Raw genomic sequence first — 14,277 nt, 5'->3', positions numbered from 1 at the left:
GCGAGCGTATCGCGCGGTTCTGACCCTCCACGGTGGGAACCTCACCCTGGTATCAGGTCGAAGGATGCGCGGAACGCGCTGCGGACGTCGGTGGCGGCCCGCAAAGACACGGCGTCCCGCAGGAGCCGTTCGACACCGTACTCGCGGATGTAGCCGTAGCCGCCATGTGACTGTACCGACGACGCGGCGACCGAGATCGCCCGCTCCACGTTCTCGCGCAGCGACCAAGCGGCGCCGGCGGGCGACAGGCTGTCACCGTCGAACACTGCGGTGACGCACTCTCGCGCGAGCGCGGACTGAGTGGCAAGCGATTGCTGCACGGTCGGGAGAGCCCGGAGAGGGGCGCCGAACTGCACTCGCTCCGTCGAGTAGGCGATCGCGCGCTCCGCCGCGTCGACGGCGATTCCCGCCGCGATCGCGGCACCAGCCCGATGAAGGCGCGCACGGATGGCCGGAACGGGCACGCCGGACAATCGATCCGCTGGACCGCCCACCGTTGCCGTCGAGGTGGATGCTCCCGCCAGCCCGGTCCGCCGGAGCGGGACGAGCGAGCCGACGGATGGCGGCTGCACCAGCCACGCCGTCTCATCTCCGTCGAGGATGACGAGAGCCGGAGAGGTGCCGGCGGGGTCGATGCGGTCGACGCTTCCCGTCGCGTGTCCGTCCGTGATCTCGAGTCGCGTCTGCGGAGCGCTGCGCTCGACGACGCACACGGGCGTCTGGCCGGAGACGATGCCGTCGATCAGCGCGGCGACGTGATTGACGGCATCCGCGGCCCCCAGCGCTTCGACTGCCGCGTGTGCCTGCGCCGAAGCCCAGGCCAGTGCGGGCCGGTGTGCGCCCAGAGCCACGAATGCGGCGAGACGCAGTTCGAGCGGGGCGCCCCCACCGCCCCAAGTCTCGTCGATGCCGATAGACCACAGTCCCGATTCGACGAACGACGCCTTCACTGACGAACCGTCGTCGTGCTCGGCATCCACGTCCGAGACGGAGGCGAGCCAGTCGTTCGCGAGGTCGACGACTTCGACCTGGTCTCCGCTGAGCAGCGTGTTGAACCAGGTCATCGCCAGAACTTCTCCGGGTCGGGATCGCGGCGTTCGTCGAATGCCGCAGACATCTCGTGGGCTTCCTGGGTCGTGAGGTACAGCGTGAGGTACTGATCGTGCGCCAGCCGCGACTGCCCTGCGACGCCGTTGTGACGAGCGGAGAACGCGGTCTTGAGCGCGCCGATCGCGATCGGGCTGCGCGATGCGATCTCGGTTCCGATCTCCACGGCACGGTCGAGAAGCGCGCCGGGCTGGACGACCTCGTTCACGAGTCCCATGGCGAGCGCGTCGGCGGCCGTGTACTTGCGGTTGAGGTACCACAGCTCCTTCGCCCGCTTCCTGCCGATGGAGTCCTCCAGGTACCACGTGCCGTACCCGGCGTCGAAACTGCCGACCATAGGTCCCACCTGGCGGAAGACAGCGGTGTCAGCGGCGACCGAGAGGTCGCAGACGTTGGCGAGGACGTTCCCACCGCCGACGGCGAATCCATTGATGGCCGCGATGATCGGCTTCGGTACGGTGTCGATCGCCTGGTAGACATCGACGATCGGGATGACCTGGGACGGGTCGACGGAGGTGGTCTCGTCGTGTTCGCCGCCGATGCAGAAGAACCTGTCTCCCTGCCCTGTCAGCACGGCCGCGCGCAGCTCGGGGTCGAGGCGGAGCTCGCGGAACGCGTCGACGAGCTCGAGGCACGTGCGCGGGCGCAGCTTGTTGCCGGCCTCCGGACGGTTGATCGTGACGACCAGCACCGGGCCGCGGCGTTCGAGGACCACGTCTTCATAGCGCGTCATGACTGCACCGCCTCTCGGAAGCCCCCGCCGGACTTGTTGCCGAGCTTGCCGGCGGCAACCATCGCCTGAAGGAGCGGGGGCGGCGCGAACGCGGCATCGAGGGTCGCGTCATAGGCGCTGCGTGTCGCGTGCTCATGGACGTCGAGTCCGATGAGGTCGAGAAGCTCGAACGGGCCCAGCTTGTAGCCGAGTCCGAGCCGGATCGCGACGTCGATGTCCTCGGCCGTCGCGAGCTCGTCGTCGAGCTCCTGGATCGCATCGTTCAGATACGGCATCAGCAGCCGATTGACCAGGAAGCCCGGACGGTCCTTCACCGGCACGGGATCCTTGCCGATCTCGACGACGAACTGCACGAGGCTGTCGATGACCTCGGGGGACGTGGCCAGTCCCTTCACGATCTCCACGACGCGCATCAGCTGCGCGGGATTGAAGAAGTGCAACCCCGCGAAGCGCTGCGGCTGCGGGATCGCGGTGGCGAGGTCCGACACCGAGAGCGCCGACGTGTTGGTCACGACCACCGAGTTCGGCGATACGACCGCCGCGACGTCCGCGAAGATGGCGCGCTTCACGTCGCGGCGTTCCGTGGCCGCCTCGATCACGAGCTCGGCATCCGCCAGCTCCTCGACGGCGGTCGTCCCCCGGATGCGGCCGAGGACCTCGTCTCGTCGCGCCTCGGTGACCTTGCCGCGCGCGATGCCTGCGTCGAGGAACTCACGCACCGCTGCGAAGCCCGCGTCTACGCGCCCGGAGTCGCTCTCGAGCACCGTCACGTTCCGGCCGCTCTGGGCGATCACCTGCGCGATGCCGCCGCCCATCCTGCCGAAACCGACCACCGCTGTGTTGCCGAAGAGTGTCATGTCAGCTCCCGTCCATCCGATCGAGGCGTCTCAGGCGCCGAAGAGTGTGGTGTCGTCGTACGTGTAGAAACCGCGACCGGTCTTCCGGCCGAGGTCACCCGCGGCGATCATGCGCTCGACCATCGGCGGGGGCGCGAACCGCGGCTCGCGCAGTTGCTCGTAGAGGCGCATGGCGACCTGCCAGTGCACGTCGAGACCGACGATGTCGAGGAGGCGGAACGGCCCCATCGGGTGTCCGAGAGCGCCGGTGACGGCGGCGTCGATCGTCTCCTTCGTGCCCAGCCCCGCCTCGAGCGCGTCGATGCAGCTGTTCTCCCACGGGATCAGGAACCGATTGAGGATGAAGCCGGGCCGGTCCTTCGTGACCACCGTGGTCTTTCCGACCTCCGAGAGGAACGCGAGCGTCGCCTGGTGGGCCCAGTCCGCGGTGTGCCGACCGTCGGCGACCTCGACGAGCTTCATCAGCGGGGCGGGATTGCAGTAGTGGGTTCCGACGACGCGCCCGGGGTGCTTCGATCCGGCGGCGATGGCGGTCACAGACAGCGTAGAGGTGTTCGTGTGGAACAGCGTCCGCTCGTCGACGATATCGTCCAGCTGACCCCAGAGGTCCTTCTTCACCGCGAGGTCCTCGAAGACGGCCTCGACGACGACGTCGGCCCCGGCGAGATCTGCCAGGTCGGTCGTGCCGGTCACTCTCGATTTGGCGAGCGCGGCCGCATCGGCGCCGATCTTCCCCAGCGCGAGGCTCTTGTCGAGAAAGCCGTGGACGTAGTCCACCGCGCCCTTCACCCGGACATCATCGAGGTCATAGACGATGGTCCGCTGGCCACCGCGCGCCATCACCGTGGCGATTCCTGATCCCATCGTGCCGGCGCCGAGCACCGCCACGGTCCTTGCGGTATCGGTCATCGGATGCCTCCCTGGGGCTTGGGTGCCGGGTCCCGGCGCTGCGTGTCGCGGGCGATGAGGAGGCGCTGCACCTCGTTCGTCCCGTCGTAGATCTGGGTGACTTTGGCGTCTCGAAGGGTCCGCTCGACCCCGAGGTCGGCGAGGTCTCCATAGGCGGCGAGCAGACCCGTCGCCGTGAGGGCGGTCCGCCAGCCGAGATCGGTGCATGCCTGCTTCATGATCGCGATGTGTGCGGTCGAAGGGTGCGCGGAGCGATCCACTTCGCGCGCTGTGGCAAGCAGCAGCAGGCGACCCTTGAGGATGTCGCCGCGCAGTTGAGCGAGCTCGAAAGTGATGTCCTCCGGGAGTCGGGGGCCGTGGATGCGGTGGAGCGCGATGAGGGTGCGCAGGTAGGCGTCTCGCGCCAGGCCGACCCCTTGGGCCGCTGCACTGATGCGGGACTTGATCACCGACGACATGACGATCTGCCATCCGGATCCCTCGCCGCCCAAGCGCTGCGACGCGGCCACGGGAACGCCGTGCAGGAAGACCTCGGCGGTGGAGGAGCCGTGCATGCCCATCTTCTCGAACGGAGCGCCGGTCTCGACGCCCGGCGCGTCGCCGTCGACGACGAAGGCCGTGACGCCGTCCCTGCCGAGCTTCGGATCGACGGTCACGAAGCAGACGATGACGTCCGCCCGGTCACCCGTCGTGATGAAGGTCTTCGCCCCCGAGATCTCGTACGACTCGCCATCCGCGGCCCGCGCTGCGCGGGTGCGGATGCTGGACACGTCGCTGCCGGCATCCGGCTCGGTGATCGCCATCGATCCGTACGTCCTCGCGGCGAGGAGATCCGGGATGTACTTCTGCCCCAGCTCCTCGCTGCCCGCAAGAAGGATCGGGTATGCCGCGTGGGTCTGAGTCATGTAGACGAGACTCGTCGCGGCGCAGCCGGCCGTGATCTCCTCCATGGCGACCGCGTAGGCCACGTGACTGTCTCCCGATCCGCCGAACCGTTCGGGGAAGACGAGTCCGCCCAAGCCGGCGGATGCCAGAGCGCGCACCCCCTGGCCGGCGAACTCGTGGGTCCGATCGGTCTCGGCCGCACGCGGCGCGACCTCCTCGGCGACGACGCGACGGGTGAGGGCGCGGATCTCCCGCTCGCGGTCGGTGAGCAGAGCATCCGCGACGGACTCATCGAGGGAGCCGTGCGCGGCGACGTACGCGTCGGGGTCTTCGTCGATGACGACACGACTCAGGGTCTGCGTCAGGCTCATGGCCGTCCTCCCTCTCCGAACCGCGGGGCGCGCTTCTCCCGAAAGGCGCCGATGCCTTCGGCGGCCTCGGAGCCCCCGGTAGCGATGGCACCGAGCACCGCCTCCAGGTGCAGGTCCATCGCTGAGGGAGCGCTCGTGCGCAGCGCGGCGAGGATCGCCCGTTGCGCACGGGGACCTTTCGAGGTGAGGGTCCCCGCAACGCCCAGGGCCTCGGCGAGGAGGGCCTCCGGCTCGACAGGCGGAACCGGCGTGAGGCCGAGCTGGTACGCCCGATCCGGCCCCATGCGGGCACCGGACAGCATCAGATGAGCCGCCACCGCCCGGCCGACGGCGCGGGGAAGCCGCTGTGTGCCGCCGTACCCGGGGATGAGCCCGAGGCCGGATTCCGGAAGCCCGAGCGAGGCTTTCGTCGACAGGACCGAGAATGTGCATGCGAGCACGAGCTCGAAGCCTCCTCCCAACGCGACGCCGTTGACGGCCGCGATGACCGGAATCGTGCTCGACTCGACGGCATCCATGACACGCTGACCGGCGAGGAGGCGATCCTGCGCCGTCGCGGAGTCAAGGCCGGCGAACTCGTCGAGGTCCGCGCCCGCGCTGAAGGCCTTCTCTCCCGTCCCGGTGACGATGACCGCACGGGCTCCGGATGCCGTCGCCTCAGCCAGCCCGGATTCCAGACCCGCGAGCACGGCGCCGTTGAGGGCGTTGTAGACGCCCGGCCGATTGATGGTGAGGATCGCGACGTCGTCCCGACGATCGCTGAGGATGATGCTGTCAGTCATCGAGCAGGGGCCCCTTTCGTGTCGACCGTGACGGGAGCGCCGACCACGCCCGCTTCTGACATCCGCTCGATCTCGTCGGCGGAGCATCCGAGTTCCTCCAGAAGTGCGCGAGTGTCGGCCCCGAGCTCGGGGAAGCGCTCGTTGCGAGGCCCAGGGATCGTCCGCAACCGGAACGGGCTGTGAACGGAGTGAAGTCCTGTTCGGCCCCCCGGTACGGGGAGGATGCTCTCGCGCTCGACCACCTGCGGGTCCGTGACCACTTCGGAGAGCGACTGGACGAGCGAGCACGGCACGCCGCGCTCGCCGAGCACGGCCAGCCAATGTTCGGCACGGTGCTCGGCAAGCTTCGCCGCAATGGCCGCGGTGATCCGCCCGCGTTGCTCCCGGCGCCCGGCGTTGGTCGCAAGGTCGTCATCCGCGGCCAGTTCGGTCAGCCCGAGGCAGGTGGAGAAGCGCTGCCACATCGAGTCGTTCCCGATCGCGACGACGATGTCCCGATCGGCCGTGGGGAACGTCTGGTAGACGGCGAGTACCGAATCGGTGCCACCGCTCGGCGCAGGCTCCGGGTCGCCGGCGAGGTAGGCGGCGATGCGCGGTGCCATGAGCGCGAGGTCGGAGTCGAGCAGCGAGACGTCGATCACCTCGCCGACTCCCTCGCCGCGCTGCCGGACCACGGCTGCGCTGATGGCCAGGGCCGCACACATTCCGGTCACGATGTCGGAGAGGGCGGTCGATACGCGCTGCGGAGACCCGCCCCTCGCGCCGGTCACGGACATGAGACCCGATCGGGCTTGCGCGGCGAGGTCGTAACCCGGCTGGTCCCTGGCCGGTCCGTCGAAGCCGAAGCCGGAGATCGAGCAGTAGATCAGCCTGGGGTGCCGCTGCGTGAGCTCGTCGGGATCGATGCCGAGACGGCCGAGTTTGGAGGGATTCACATTCTGCAGGAACACGTCGGCTGTGGCGATCAGGCGGTGCAGCAGCGCCCGTCCCTCCTCTGAGCCGATATCGAGGGCGAAGGAGCGCTTGTTGCGATTCGCCGACGCGAACCATGCGGAAGCTCCGTCGACGAACGGGGGTCCCCACGTGCGTGCGTCGTCACCGACCCCGGGACGCTCGACCTTCACCACCTCGGCCCCGAGGTCCGCCAGGTACATCGAGGCGGTGGGGCCGGCGTAGGAGGTCGTCAGATCGAGGACGCGCAACCCTGCGAGCGGTCCGCTGCGGGGCTCGCCCCCGCGGGGACCGGTGGATGGTGTGGACATCTCGCCGTCTCTCAGTCCGGGTCCGGGGGAGTGATGGACCCATCGCCGAAGACCTCCGCGGCGACGCGATACGCCGCATTGGCCGCCGGTACCCCGGCGTAGATGGCTGTCTGCAGGATGATCTCCCGGATCTCGTCGACGGTCAGCCCGTTGCGGTGCGCTGCCACCAGATGCATCCGGAGTTCGGCGTGGTGCCCCCCGGTGATGAGGGAGGAGAGCACCACGATGGAGCGGGTACGGCGATCGAGCTGCGGGCGGGACCAGATCTCTCCCCACGCGACCCTGGTGATGAAGTCCTGGAAGTCCTCGGTGAGCCACGTCGTGCGCTCGATGGCGCGGTCGACGTGACCGTCCGAGAGCACCTCCCGCCGCACACGGAACCCCGATGCGCGGCGCTCGTCGTCGCTGAGATGAGGCTCGTTCGGCCCGTGCGAATCGTGATCCTGCATACGAGGCTCCCTCAGCTCATCCGTTCGACCACGACTGCCATACCCTGACCTCCGCCGACGCAGAGCGTCGCCATGCCGAGGGTCTGGTCGCGCGTGCGCAAGCCGTTGATCAGAGTGGTCAGCAGCCGCACGCCGGTCGCTCCATACGGGTGCCCCAACGCGATCGAGCCGCCGAAGGGGTTGAGCTTCTCGGCGATGTCGATGTCCAGCTGTCGTGCGCTCGGAAGCACCTGCGCGGCGAAGGCCTCGTTCATCTCCACGATGTCGATGTCGTCGATCGTCATGCCCGCGAGCCAGAGCGCGCGCTCGGATGACTCCACCGGCCCCAGGCCCATGATCTCCGGTGACAGTCCGCTTACGCCCGTCGCGACGATACGGGCGAGAGGCGTGAGGCCGTGTGAGGCCGCGAACTCCGCGGAGACGATCACGGCTCCGGAGGCCCCGTCGTTGAAGGGGCAGCAGTTTCCTGCTGTCACTGTTCCCGCTGGGTCGAAGGCGGGTTCGAGCGCCGCGAGTCCTTGACGCGTCGTGCTCGGCCGGATGCTGTCGTCTGCGGTGAACCGAGATCCGTCGGGGCGGATGATGGGAACGATCTCTCGGGCGAAGAATCCGTCCGATGCCGAACGCGCCGCGAGCGACTGGGAGCGCAGGGCGTACTCATCCTGATCGGCTCGGGTGGTTCCCGTCATGCGCGCGACGTTCTCGGCGGTGAGTCCCATGCCGAAGCCGAGCGTGATCATGCCGTCCGGCGCCACACCGTCCGTACGGGGATCGCCCCAGCTCTTGCCGCTGGCGATCCGCTCACCGATCTCCTTGGTGCGGTCGGAGAATCGCAGATTCGGCTGCGGGTCCAGCGCGGGATAGCGGGAGATCGACTCCACTCCGCCGACCAGGAACGCGTGGCCCTCTCCGGCCTTGATGGCGTGGTATGCCATGCGTGTGGCCTGCAGCGACGAGGCGCAGAAGCGATTGACGGTAGCCCCGGGCAGGTCGTCCAATCCGAGCAGAGCCGCGACCTGCCGGGCGAGGTTGAAACCCTGCTCCCCGCTCGGCTCGGACACGCCGAGGTAGAGGTCCTCGAGGGCTGTCGGATCGAGATCCGGCACCTGGTCGAGAACTCCTTGGAAGACCTGCGTGGCGAGTTCGTCCGCTCGTACGTCGACGAGCCCGCCTTTGCGCGCACGTGCGATCGGCGAACGACCGATCGCGACGATGACCGCTTCAGTCATATCGGAGTCTCCCCGGTGCGGTGCGCGACGATCAACGGGCCACCGGTGCGAGCCCGTAGTGGAGCATCTCCGGGATCTGCCCGTCCCACTGGTTGATCCACCGGAGGTCCTCTGGGTCCCACTGCTTGACGCCGCGGTCGGGGTTGAAGATCTGCTCCATCTCGGCGTACACCTCGACGATCCCTCCCGCGGGCTCGAGGTAGTACGCCGCGATGTTGTGCCCTGCGCCGTGCCGGACCGGCCCCCAGACGAGCCTCGACCCGTTCGCGATCAGCCGGTCTCCCAGCCGTCCGAGATCGGCGATGCTCTGCACCTGCCACGCGTGGTGGTGAAGTGCGACGTCCGGGCGCTTCATTACGGCGATGCCGTGGTTGTCGGGGTTGCACCGCAAGAAGAACGCGACGTCGTCGCCGATCTGGTCCGACACCTTCATTCCGAAGATGTTCACGAGGAAGTCGCGCTGGGCGAGGGAGTCGTTGACCTTGAGGTTGATGTGACCGAACCGGTCGACTCCGACTCCGCCGGCACGCACGTCGTACCGATCGGCAGCCTGATGGATATGCCAGGTGTACCCCTCCGGACCCACGAAGGCGAAGCCGGCCTCGGCGTATTCCTCGATCGGCTGCTCCGCGAGCACTCGGTATCCGGCCCGGTCGACCTTCTCGCGGATCGCCGCGAGCTCGTCGGAGTTCGAGGCCAGCAGGCCGAAGTGGTCCGCCCCGTTCTGCTCCGCCTGAACGTAGACCAGCTCGTGATGGGTGTCCTGTGCGGCGAGGTATGCCTTGTCGGCGGTGGTCTCAGTGACGCGTAGCCCCAGGAACTTCTCGGCATGGTCGATCGACGCCTTCAGATCACGTGTCCCCAGGCTCACGTAGCCGACTTCAGAAATCGTTCCTGCTGCGGTCATTACTGACCCACCTCCTCGTAGGATCCAGCGTGTTGAATGTTGGACATACTCACTATAGGGCATCAGCCCTACAATCGCGTTGCTCTCATCCGTGCGAATCGGCCAATCTCCGACGCACGGCCATGGCCCGCAACGACCTGCCCTCCCACTTCGCGAGGCCGACCGCGAGGATGATCGCCAGACCGTTGAAGAGGTCGGGAATCCACGTGGGCGCACCCGCGAGCTGCAGTCCTTTGCTTCCCGCTGCCAGCACGAACACGGACACCAGGGTGCCCAGGATGTTGTAGCGGCCCGCTCGGAACTGGGTCGAACCGAGCGTTGCCGCAGCGAAGGCGGGCAGCAGGAACGCCGGCCCGATCGTGGGGTCGCCCACGCCGATCCGCGAGGAGAAGAGGATGCCGGCAAAGGATGCGATGACACCGCCGACGACGAGGCTGATGATCGTCACGCGACCGACAGAGACTCCGGCGAGCCGAGCGGCTGAGGGGTTGCCACCCGTGGCGTAGATGTGTCTCCCTGCCGGCGTGCGATCGAGCACGTACCAGCCGAGCACGCCGACGATCGCCATGACCCACACGGGCAGTGTGATCCCGAGGATGTCGCTCGTGCCGAGAGCCTGGAACTCCGCACTGAGGTTCAGGATCTGCTGCCCGCCGGACACCCACTGGACGGCCGCCGTGAGGACAGAGGCCAGCGCAAGCGTCGCGATGAACGAGTCGATCCGGAGCCCCACCACGAGCAGGCCGCTGACGAGGCCGACGAGCGCGGATACGACGATTGTGATCGTGATCGCGATCGGAATCGGAAGCGAGAACGCCGACAGGAGCTGCGCCACCACGATGCCGGCGAGACCGACCTGCATTCCGATGGCGAGGTCGAAGACGCCCGCAGCAAGCGAGATCGTCAGACCGATCGCAACGATCGCTGTCAGCGACTCGGTGTCCAACATCGATCGCCAGGTGTTGACGTCCAGGAACGTCCGGGGGACCCACAGGCTGAAGACGATGAAGATAACGATGAAGAGGTAGATCGCGCTGATATTCCGGAACGAATACCACCGGATGGATGTGCGCGATCGGTCGTCCGGTGCACGACGAGGCTTCGCCGCCGCCGAAACTTCCGTCTCCCTGGCTACGGTCATTTCTCACTCCCAGATCGTTCGAAACGGGCGGAATCGGACAGCGGATCGGCAAGCAGCGCCTCTTCGGTGAGGTCGGCGCCGGCGACTTCGGTCACAACCAGTCCGTCTCTCATGACGAGGACGCGATCGCACAGAGCGACCAGCTCCTCTGTATCCGACGAGGAGACGAGGACAGCCGCGCCCGCCTCCGCAGAGCGACTGATCAATCCGTACAGTGCGGCTTTCGCGCCGACATCCACCCCCTGGGATGGCTCGTCCAGCAGGAGGACCTTCGGTGAGGTGCGCAGCCATTTGGCGAGCACGATCTTCTGCTGGTTGCCGCCGCTGAACAGCGTGAGCGGGCGGTCGACATTGCGGGGTTCGAGTTCAACTTCACCCGCCCATGCATCTGCATCACGCGCTTCGCCGCGTCGGCTGATCCAGCCCAGCACGCCTGTCACCGTCCGCAGTGCGGGAAGCGTCAGGTTCTCCTTCGCCGTCAGTGTCATGACCGCTCCGAGGGCCGGGCGATCGGCGGGTACGAAGCCGACACCCGCGGCGATCGAGGCGCGGGGTCTGCCCGCAGCGAGTGGTCGTCCATGCACGCGGATCGTCCCGGCGTGAGGGCGGTTCTGACCGAAGATGAGTGAAGCCAGCTCCTCACGCCCGGACCCCAGGATGCCTGTGACCCCGACGATCTCACCGGCACGGACCTCGAGGCTCACCCCGTCGATCTCCTCTCCGTACAGGTCGACGACCTGGAGGGCGACGTCGCCGAGCTCCCTCGCGCTGGATTCCGCGGCGGACAGTTCCTGGCCGACGATCATCCTGACGAGCGAGGCGCGGTCGACGTCTTCGATCGGCTCGTCGGCGACGACTCGTCCTCCTCTGAGCGCGACGACCCGGTCAGCCAGCTGCATCACCTCGTCGAGATGGTGAGAGATGAAAACAACCCCGGCGCCCTGGGCCGCAACTCCTCGCACGGCGGAGAAGAGCTTCTCGGCTTCTTGAGAGGGGAGCGCGGCAGTCGGCTCGTCCAGGACCAGCACGTGGCGGCGACCCTCCCATCCATCCAGTGCGCGAACGATCGCGATGATGGCGCGTTCACTTGCAGAGAGCCCCTGCACAGGCTCGTCGACTTCGATGGATGCACCCAGCTCAGCGATCAATTCGCGAGCGTGCCGGCGCTCCCGGCGGGCGTGTGTCGGCAAGAGCCCGCCCAGCCGGTGGGGCTTGCCGAGGTCCAGGTTCTCCACGGCGCTCAGGGTTGGGATGAGCCCGAGGTCTTGATGGATGAAGTAGAGCCGCGGCGGCTGTTCCGACTCCCCGGCGCGCGGGATCAGTTCGATCACGCTTCCGGGGTCAGGCGAATAGAGGCCGGCGAGCGTCTTCACGAGTGTGGACTTGCCCGATCCGTTCTGACCCACGAGCGCCACGATTTCACCGGAGTGCACCGTCAGATTCACTCCATCCAGCGCCGTCAGGCCCGGGAAGGTCTTGCTGAGCGATCGCACCCGCAGCAGCGGATCGCCGGTGAGAGCTCGCATCGGCTCAATTGCCCCCCGAGCCGCTCCAGAGCGTGGCGAACTGCTCGGCGAAGTCGGGATAGGCCGAGTAGCCGTTCGTCACGTCCTTGCCCTCGAGGCTCGAAGCATCGACGAGCTCCAGCGGGGGGATGCCTGATTCCTCGCCCGCCGTGAGCGGTTGGTCGGTCATCAGACGCGCAGCCGCATCGACGAGGCTCCACATGATGACGGGAACATCCACGGCCATCGAACCGGCCAGCTCCCCGTCCTGGATCTCTTCCAGTTGCGCGGGCGTGGCGCCGAAGCCGTTCACGAGCACCTGATCCGAGAGCCCCGCGACCTTCAGCTGGGCGGGCAAGCCCGTGGCCGCCTCCTCCGTTGCGAAGATCGCGAGGTTCGTGTCCGGATTCGCCTGCAGGTCGCTGACGACCTCCGCGGGCGCGGTGCTCCCGATGGAGGCGACCGGGATGTCCTTCACCCGGACCTTGCAGTCGGGGCAGAGCTCGGCGTACGTGGAGGTGAAGGCGTCCTCGATCTTCCCGGAGAAGACGAGCTCAGGGGTGGTGTAGAACACCGCGTTCGCCTCCGCACCGCGTTCCTTGATCGCCCACGCGGCGAGCACGCTACCGACCACTTCCATCGCGGCGGTGTCGTTGAACCCGACATCGATTCCGTACGACGACGCGTCGATCGCCCCATTGGAGAGGACGGGGGTGCCCGAGTCCTCCAGTGTCGCGAGCTGGTTCTTGATGGCTGCCGGGTCGGTGCCTGCCACGATGACGGCGTCGGGCTTCTGGCTGATGATCGTCTCCGCGGCTCGCTGCAAGCCGCTCGCGCTGGAGTCGGCCTTGGTGACGGTCAGATCGACGCCGAGTTCCTCCGCAGCGGGGGCGAGGAGGTTGGCGAAGATCGCGCAGAACGGCGTGGCGCACTGAAGGTAGGCGATCGTGCCCCCTTCAGGCGTGCGAGCGAGTGGCTCGTCGACCGGGAACGCACTCGCTTGTCCGACGTACGGGGCCAGGATCTCGTCGACCTGGCTCGAATCCACGCTTCCGGAGGTTGTGGGTGACGCGTCGTCGCTGCCATCGGTGCCTGCGCAGCCGGAGACGAGGAGTCCCAGTGCCGCGGCAGAGGCGAGGACGAGGGCGACACGCTTGGAGAAGATTCGCATCATGCGCTCCTGAGTTCGGGCTCTCTTGCCTCGCGCGCCGATGCGGAGGCGGTCGAGCCGGGAGCGCTTGTCGGTTATCCGTTGAGGATGCCGGCAGCGAGACGCTCACGACTCGAATACCCCAACACTAATGTCGGACTATACCCCTTGTCAACAAAGAGCGAATGTCAGACGTTCTACAGGGCCAGGTCGCGAACGTAGTCGAGATGCTTTCTCATGGCCTCCGCCGCGCGATCGGCGTCCTGCTTCCGGATGGCGTCGACGATCGCCATGTGCTGGAGGACGGTCTCTCGGCCTTCCTCGGGGCCGAGACGCACGAAGGTGACCGGCTGCGTGGTGCGATGGAGCGCGGCGACGAACGCCGAGAGCGCGCGGTTGCCCGACGCAGCGGCGATCGCCCCGTGGAATGTGATGTCCAGGGTGGGCACGAGGGGATCGTGCACCGTCGTGGTGCGCTGACGGTCGAGGACATCGCTGAGCAGGTCGAGGTCGTCGGCGCTGCGGTTGGCTGCCGCGAATCGTGCGGCGGGTACTTCCAGCATCTCCCGCACGCTCGAGACGTCGTCGAAGGAGACCGTTCCCAGGGCGAGGATCGTGCGCATGGTCCCGCTGAGGAGATTCTCGAGCGAGTCGTGGTCGGGAGTCTGAACGAAGCTTCCGCCGTTCGAACCGCGCGCCTTGGTGATGAGACCTTCGGCAACCAGGGACCGCAGCGCCTCGCGGACGGTCGATCGACTCACGCCGAAGTTCTCTGCAAGTTCGGCTTCCGTGGGAAGGCGATCGCCGCTCTTGAACTCCGACGCGGTGATGGCTTCCCGCAACTGGCGCTCCACCTGCTGACGCGGCCTCAGCACGGGCTCCAGTTTGACGTTAGACATTTCCCACCCATCGTTGCCGGAATCAGCGGAAAGCTGTCCAATTCAGGACTCCGTCCGGTGACTCAGATCATAGTCCAACGACAGACAGGGG

The 14,277-nt window shown here is 67.4% G+C and carries 14 protein-coding genes; all 14 read right to left on the bottom strand.

Annotation, left to right across the window (positions count from 1 at the left end; translation table 11 throughout):
* Nucleotides 1-41: 41 nt before the first annotated feature.
* Nucleotides 42-1,064, bottom strand: coding sequence for an acyl-CoA dehydrogenase (locus C9992_RS08170; protein ID WP_106815078.1), 1,023 nt, complete (start codon nucleotides 1,062-1,064; stop codon nucleotides 42-44).
* On the bottom strand, nucleotides 1,061-1,840 hold the full coding sequence (locus C9992_RS08165; protein WP_106815077.1) for an enoyl-CoA hydratase-related protein: 780 nt from the start codon (nucleotides 1,838-1,840) through the stop codon (nucleotides 1,061-1,063). The genes C9992_RS08170 and C9992_RS08165 overlap by 4 nt, the downstream gene beginning before the upstream one ends.
* Entirely contained in the window at nucleotides 1,837-2,697 is an 861-nt protein-coding gene (locus C9992_RS08160) for a 3-hydroxyacyl-CoA dehydrogenase family protein (RefSeq protein WP_106815076.1), read from the bottom strand. The genes C9992_RS08165 and C9992_RS08160 overlap by 4 nt, the downstream gene beginning before the upstream one ends.
* 30 nt (nucleotides 2,698-2,727) lie before the next feature.
* The gene (locus C9992_RS08155) at nucleotides 2,728-3,606 is read right to left on the bottom strand and encodes a 3-hydroxyacyl-CoA dehydrogenase family protein (RefSeq protein ID WP_106815075.1); all 879 of its coding nucleotides are present in this window, start codon (nucleotides 3,604-3,606) and stop codon (nucleotides 2,728-2,730) included.
* Nucleotides 3,603-4,862, bottom strand: coding sequence for an acyl-CoA dehydrogenase family protein (locus C9992_RS08150; RefSeq protein WP_106815074.1), 1,260 nt, complete (start codon nucleotides 4,860-4,862; stop codon nucleotides 3,603-3,605). Before C9992_RS08150 ends, C9992_RS08155 begins: the two co-directional genes overlap by 4 nt.
* Nucleotides 4,859-5,644: an enoyl-CoA hydratase/isomerase family protein gene (locus tag C9992_RS08145; RefSeq protein ID WP_106815073.1), complete on the bottom strand. Its 786-nt coding sequence runs from the start codon at nucleotides 5,642-5,644 to the stop codon at nucleotides 4,859-4,861. The genes C9992_RS08150 and C9992_RS08145 overlap by 4 nt, the downstream gene beginning before the upstream one ends.
* On the bottom strand, nucleotides 5,641-6,906 hold the full coding sequence (locus C9992_RS08140; protein ID WP_106815072.1) for a CaiB/BaiF CoA transferase family protein: 1,266 nt from the start codon (nucleotides 6,904-6,906) through the stop codon (nucleotides 5,641-5,643). Before C9992_RS08140 ends, C9992_RS08145 begins: the two co-directional genes overlap by 4 nt.
* A gap of 11 nt (nucleotides 6,907-6,917) precedes the next feature.
* A complete protein-coding gene (locus tag C9992_RS08135) occupies nucleotides 6,918-7,355 on the bottom strand; it encodes a carboxymuconolactone decarboxylase family protein (protein WP_106815071.1) in 438 nt (145 codons plus the stop codon).
* Nucleotides 7,356-7,366: 11 nt separating this feature from the next.
* Nucleotides 7,367-8,584 (bottom strand): acetyl-CoA C-acyltransferase, encoded by a 1,218-nt coding sequence (locus C9992_RS08130; RefSeq protein ID WP_106815070.1) that lies wholly within the window; start codon nucleotides 8,582-8,584, stop codon nucleotides 7,367-7,369.
* A gap of 31 nt (nucleotides 8,585-8,615) precedes the next feature.
* A complete protein-coding gene (locus C9992_RS08125) occupies nucleotides 8,616-9,491 on the bottom strand; it encodes a VOC family protein (RefSeq protein WP_160150850.1) in 876 nt (291 codons plus the stop codon).
* An 85-nt stretch (nucleotides 9,492-9,576) separates the two neighbouring features.
* On the bottom strand, nucleotides 9,577-10,632 hold the full coding sequence (locus C9992_RS08120) for an ABC transporter permease (protein ID WP_106815068.1): 1,056 nt from the start codon (nucleotides 10,630-10,632) through the stop codon (nucleotides 9,577-9,579).
* Nucleotides 10,629-12,158 carry a sugar ABC transporter ATP-binding protein gene (locus C9992_RS08115; RefSeq protein ID WP_106815067.1) on the bottom strand — a complete coding sequence of 510 codons (1,530 nt, stop codon included), beginning with the start codon at nucleotides 12,156-12,158 and terminating at the stop codon, nucleotides 10,629-10,631. The genes C9992_RS08120 and C9992_RS08115 overlap by 4 nt, the downstream gene beginning before the upstream one ends.
* 4 nt (nucleotides 12,159-12,162) lie before the next feature.
* Nucleotides 12,163-13,308: a sugar ABC transporter substrate-binding protein gene (locus C9992_RS08110; protein WP_160150849.1), complete on the bottom strand. Its 1,146-nt coding sequence runs from the start codon at nucleotides 13,306-13,308 to the stop codon at nucleotides 12,163-12,165.
* A gap of 176 nt (nucleotides 13,309-13,484) precedes the next feature.
* The gene (locus tag C9992_RS08105; protein ID WP_106815065.1) at nucleotides 13,485-14,186 is read right to left on the bottom strand and encodes a FadR/GntR family transcriptional regulator; all 702 of its coding nucleotides are present in this window, start codon (nucleotides 14,184-14,186) and stop codon (nucleotides 13,485-13,487) included.
* Nucleotides 14,187-14,277: the final 91 nt, after the last annotated feature.

This window comes from Microbacterium timonense, from assembly GCF_900292075.1.
Lineage (GTDB): Bacteria > Actinomycetota > Actinomycetes > Actinomycetales > Microbacteriaceae > Microbacterium > Microbacterium timonense.
Note: the sequence above shows the minus strand (reverse complement) of the source record. Positions and strands in the feature narration are given on the sequence as shown.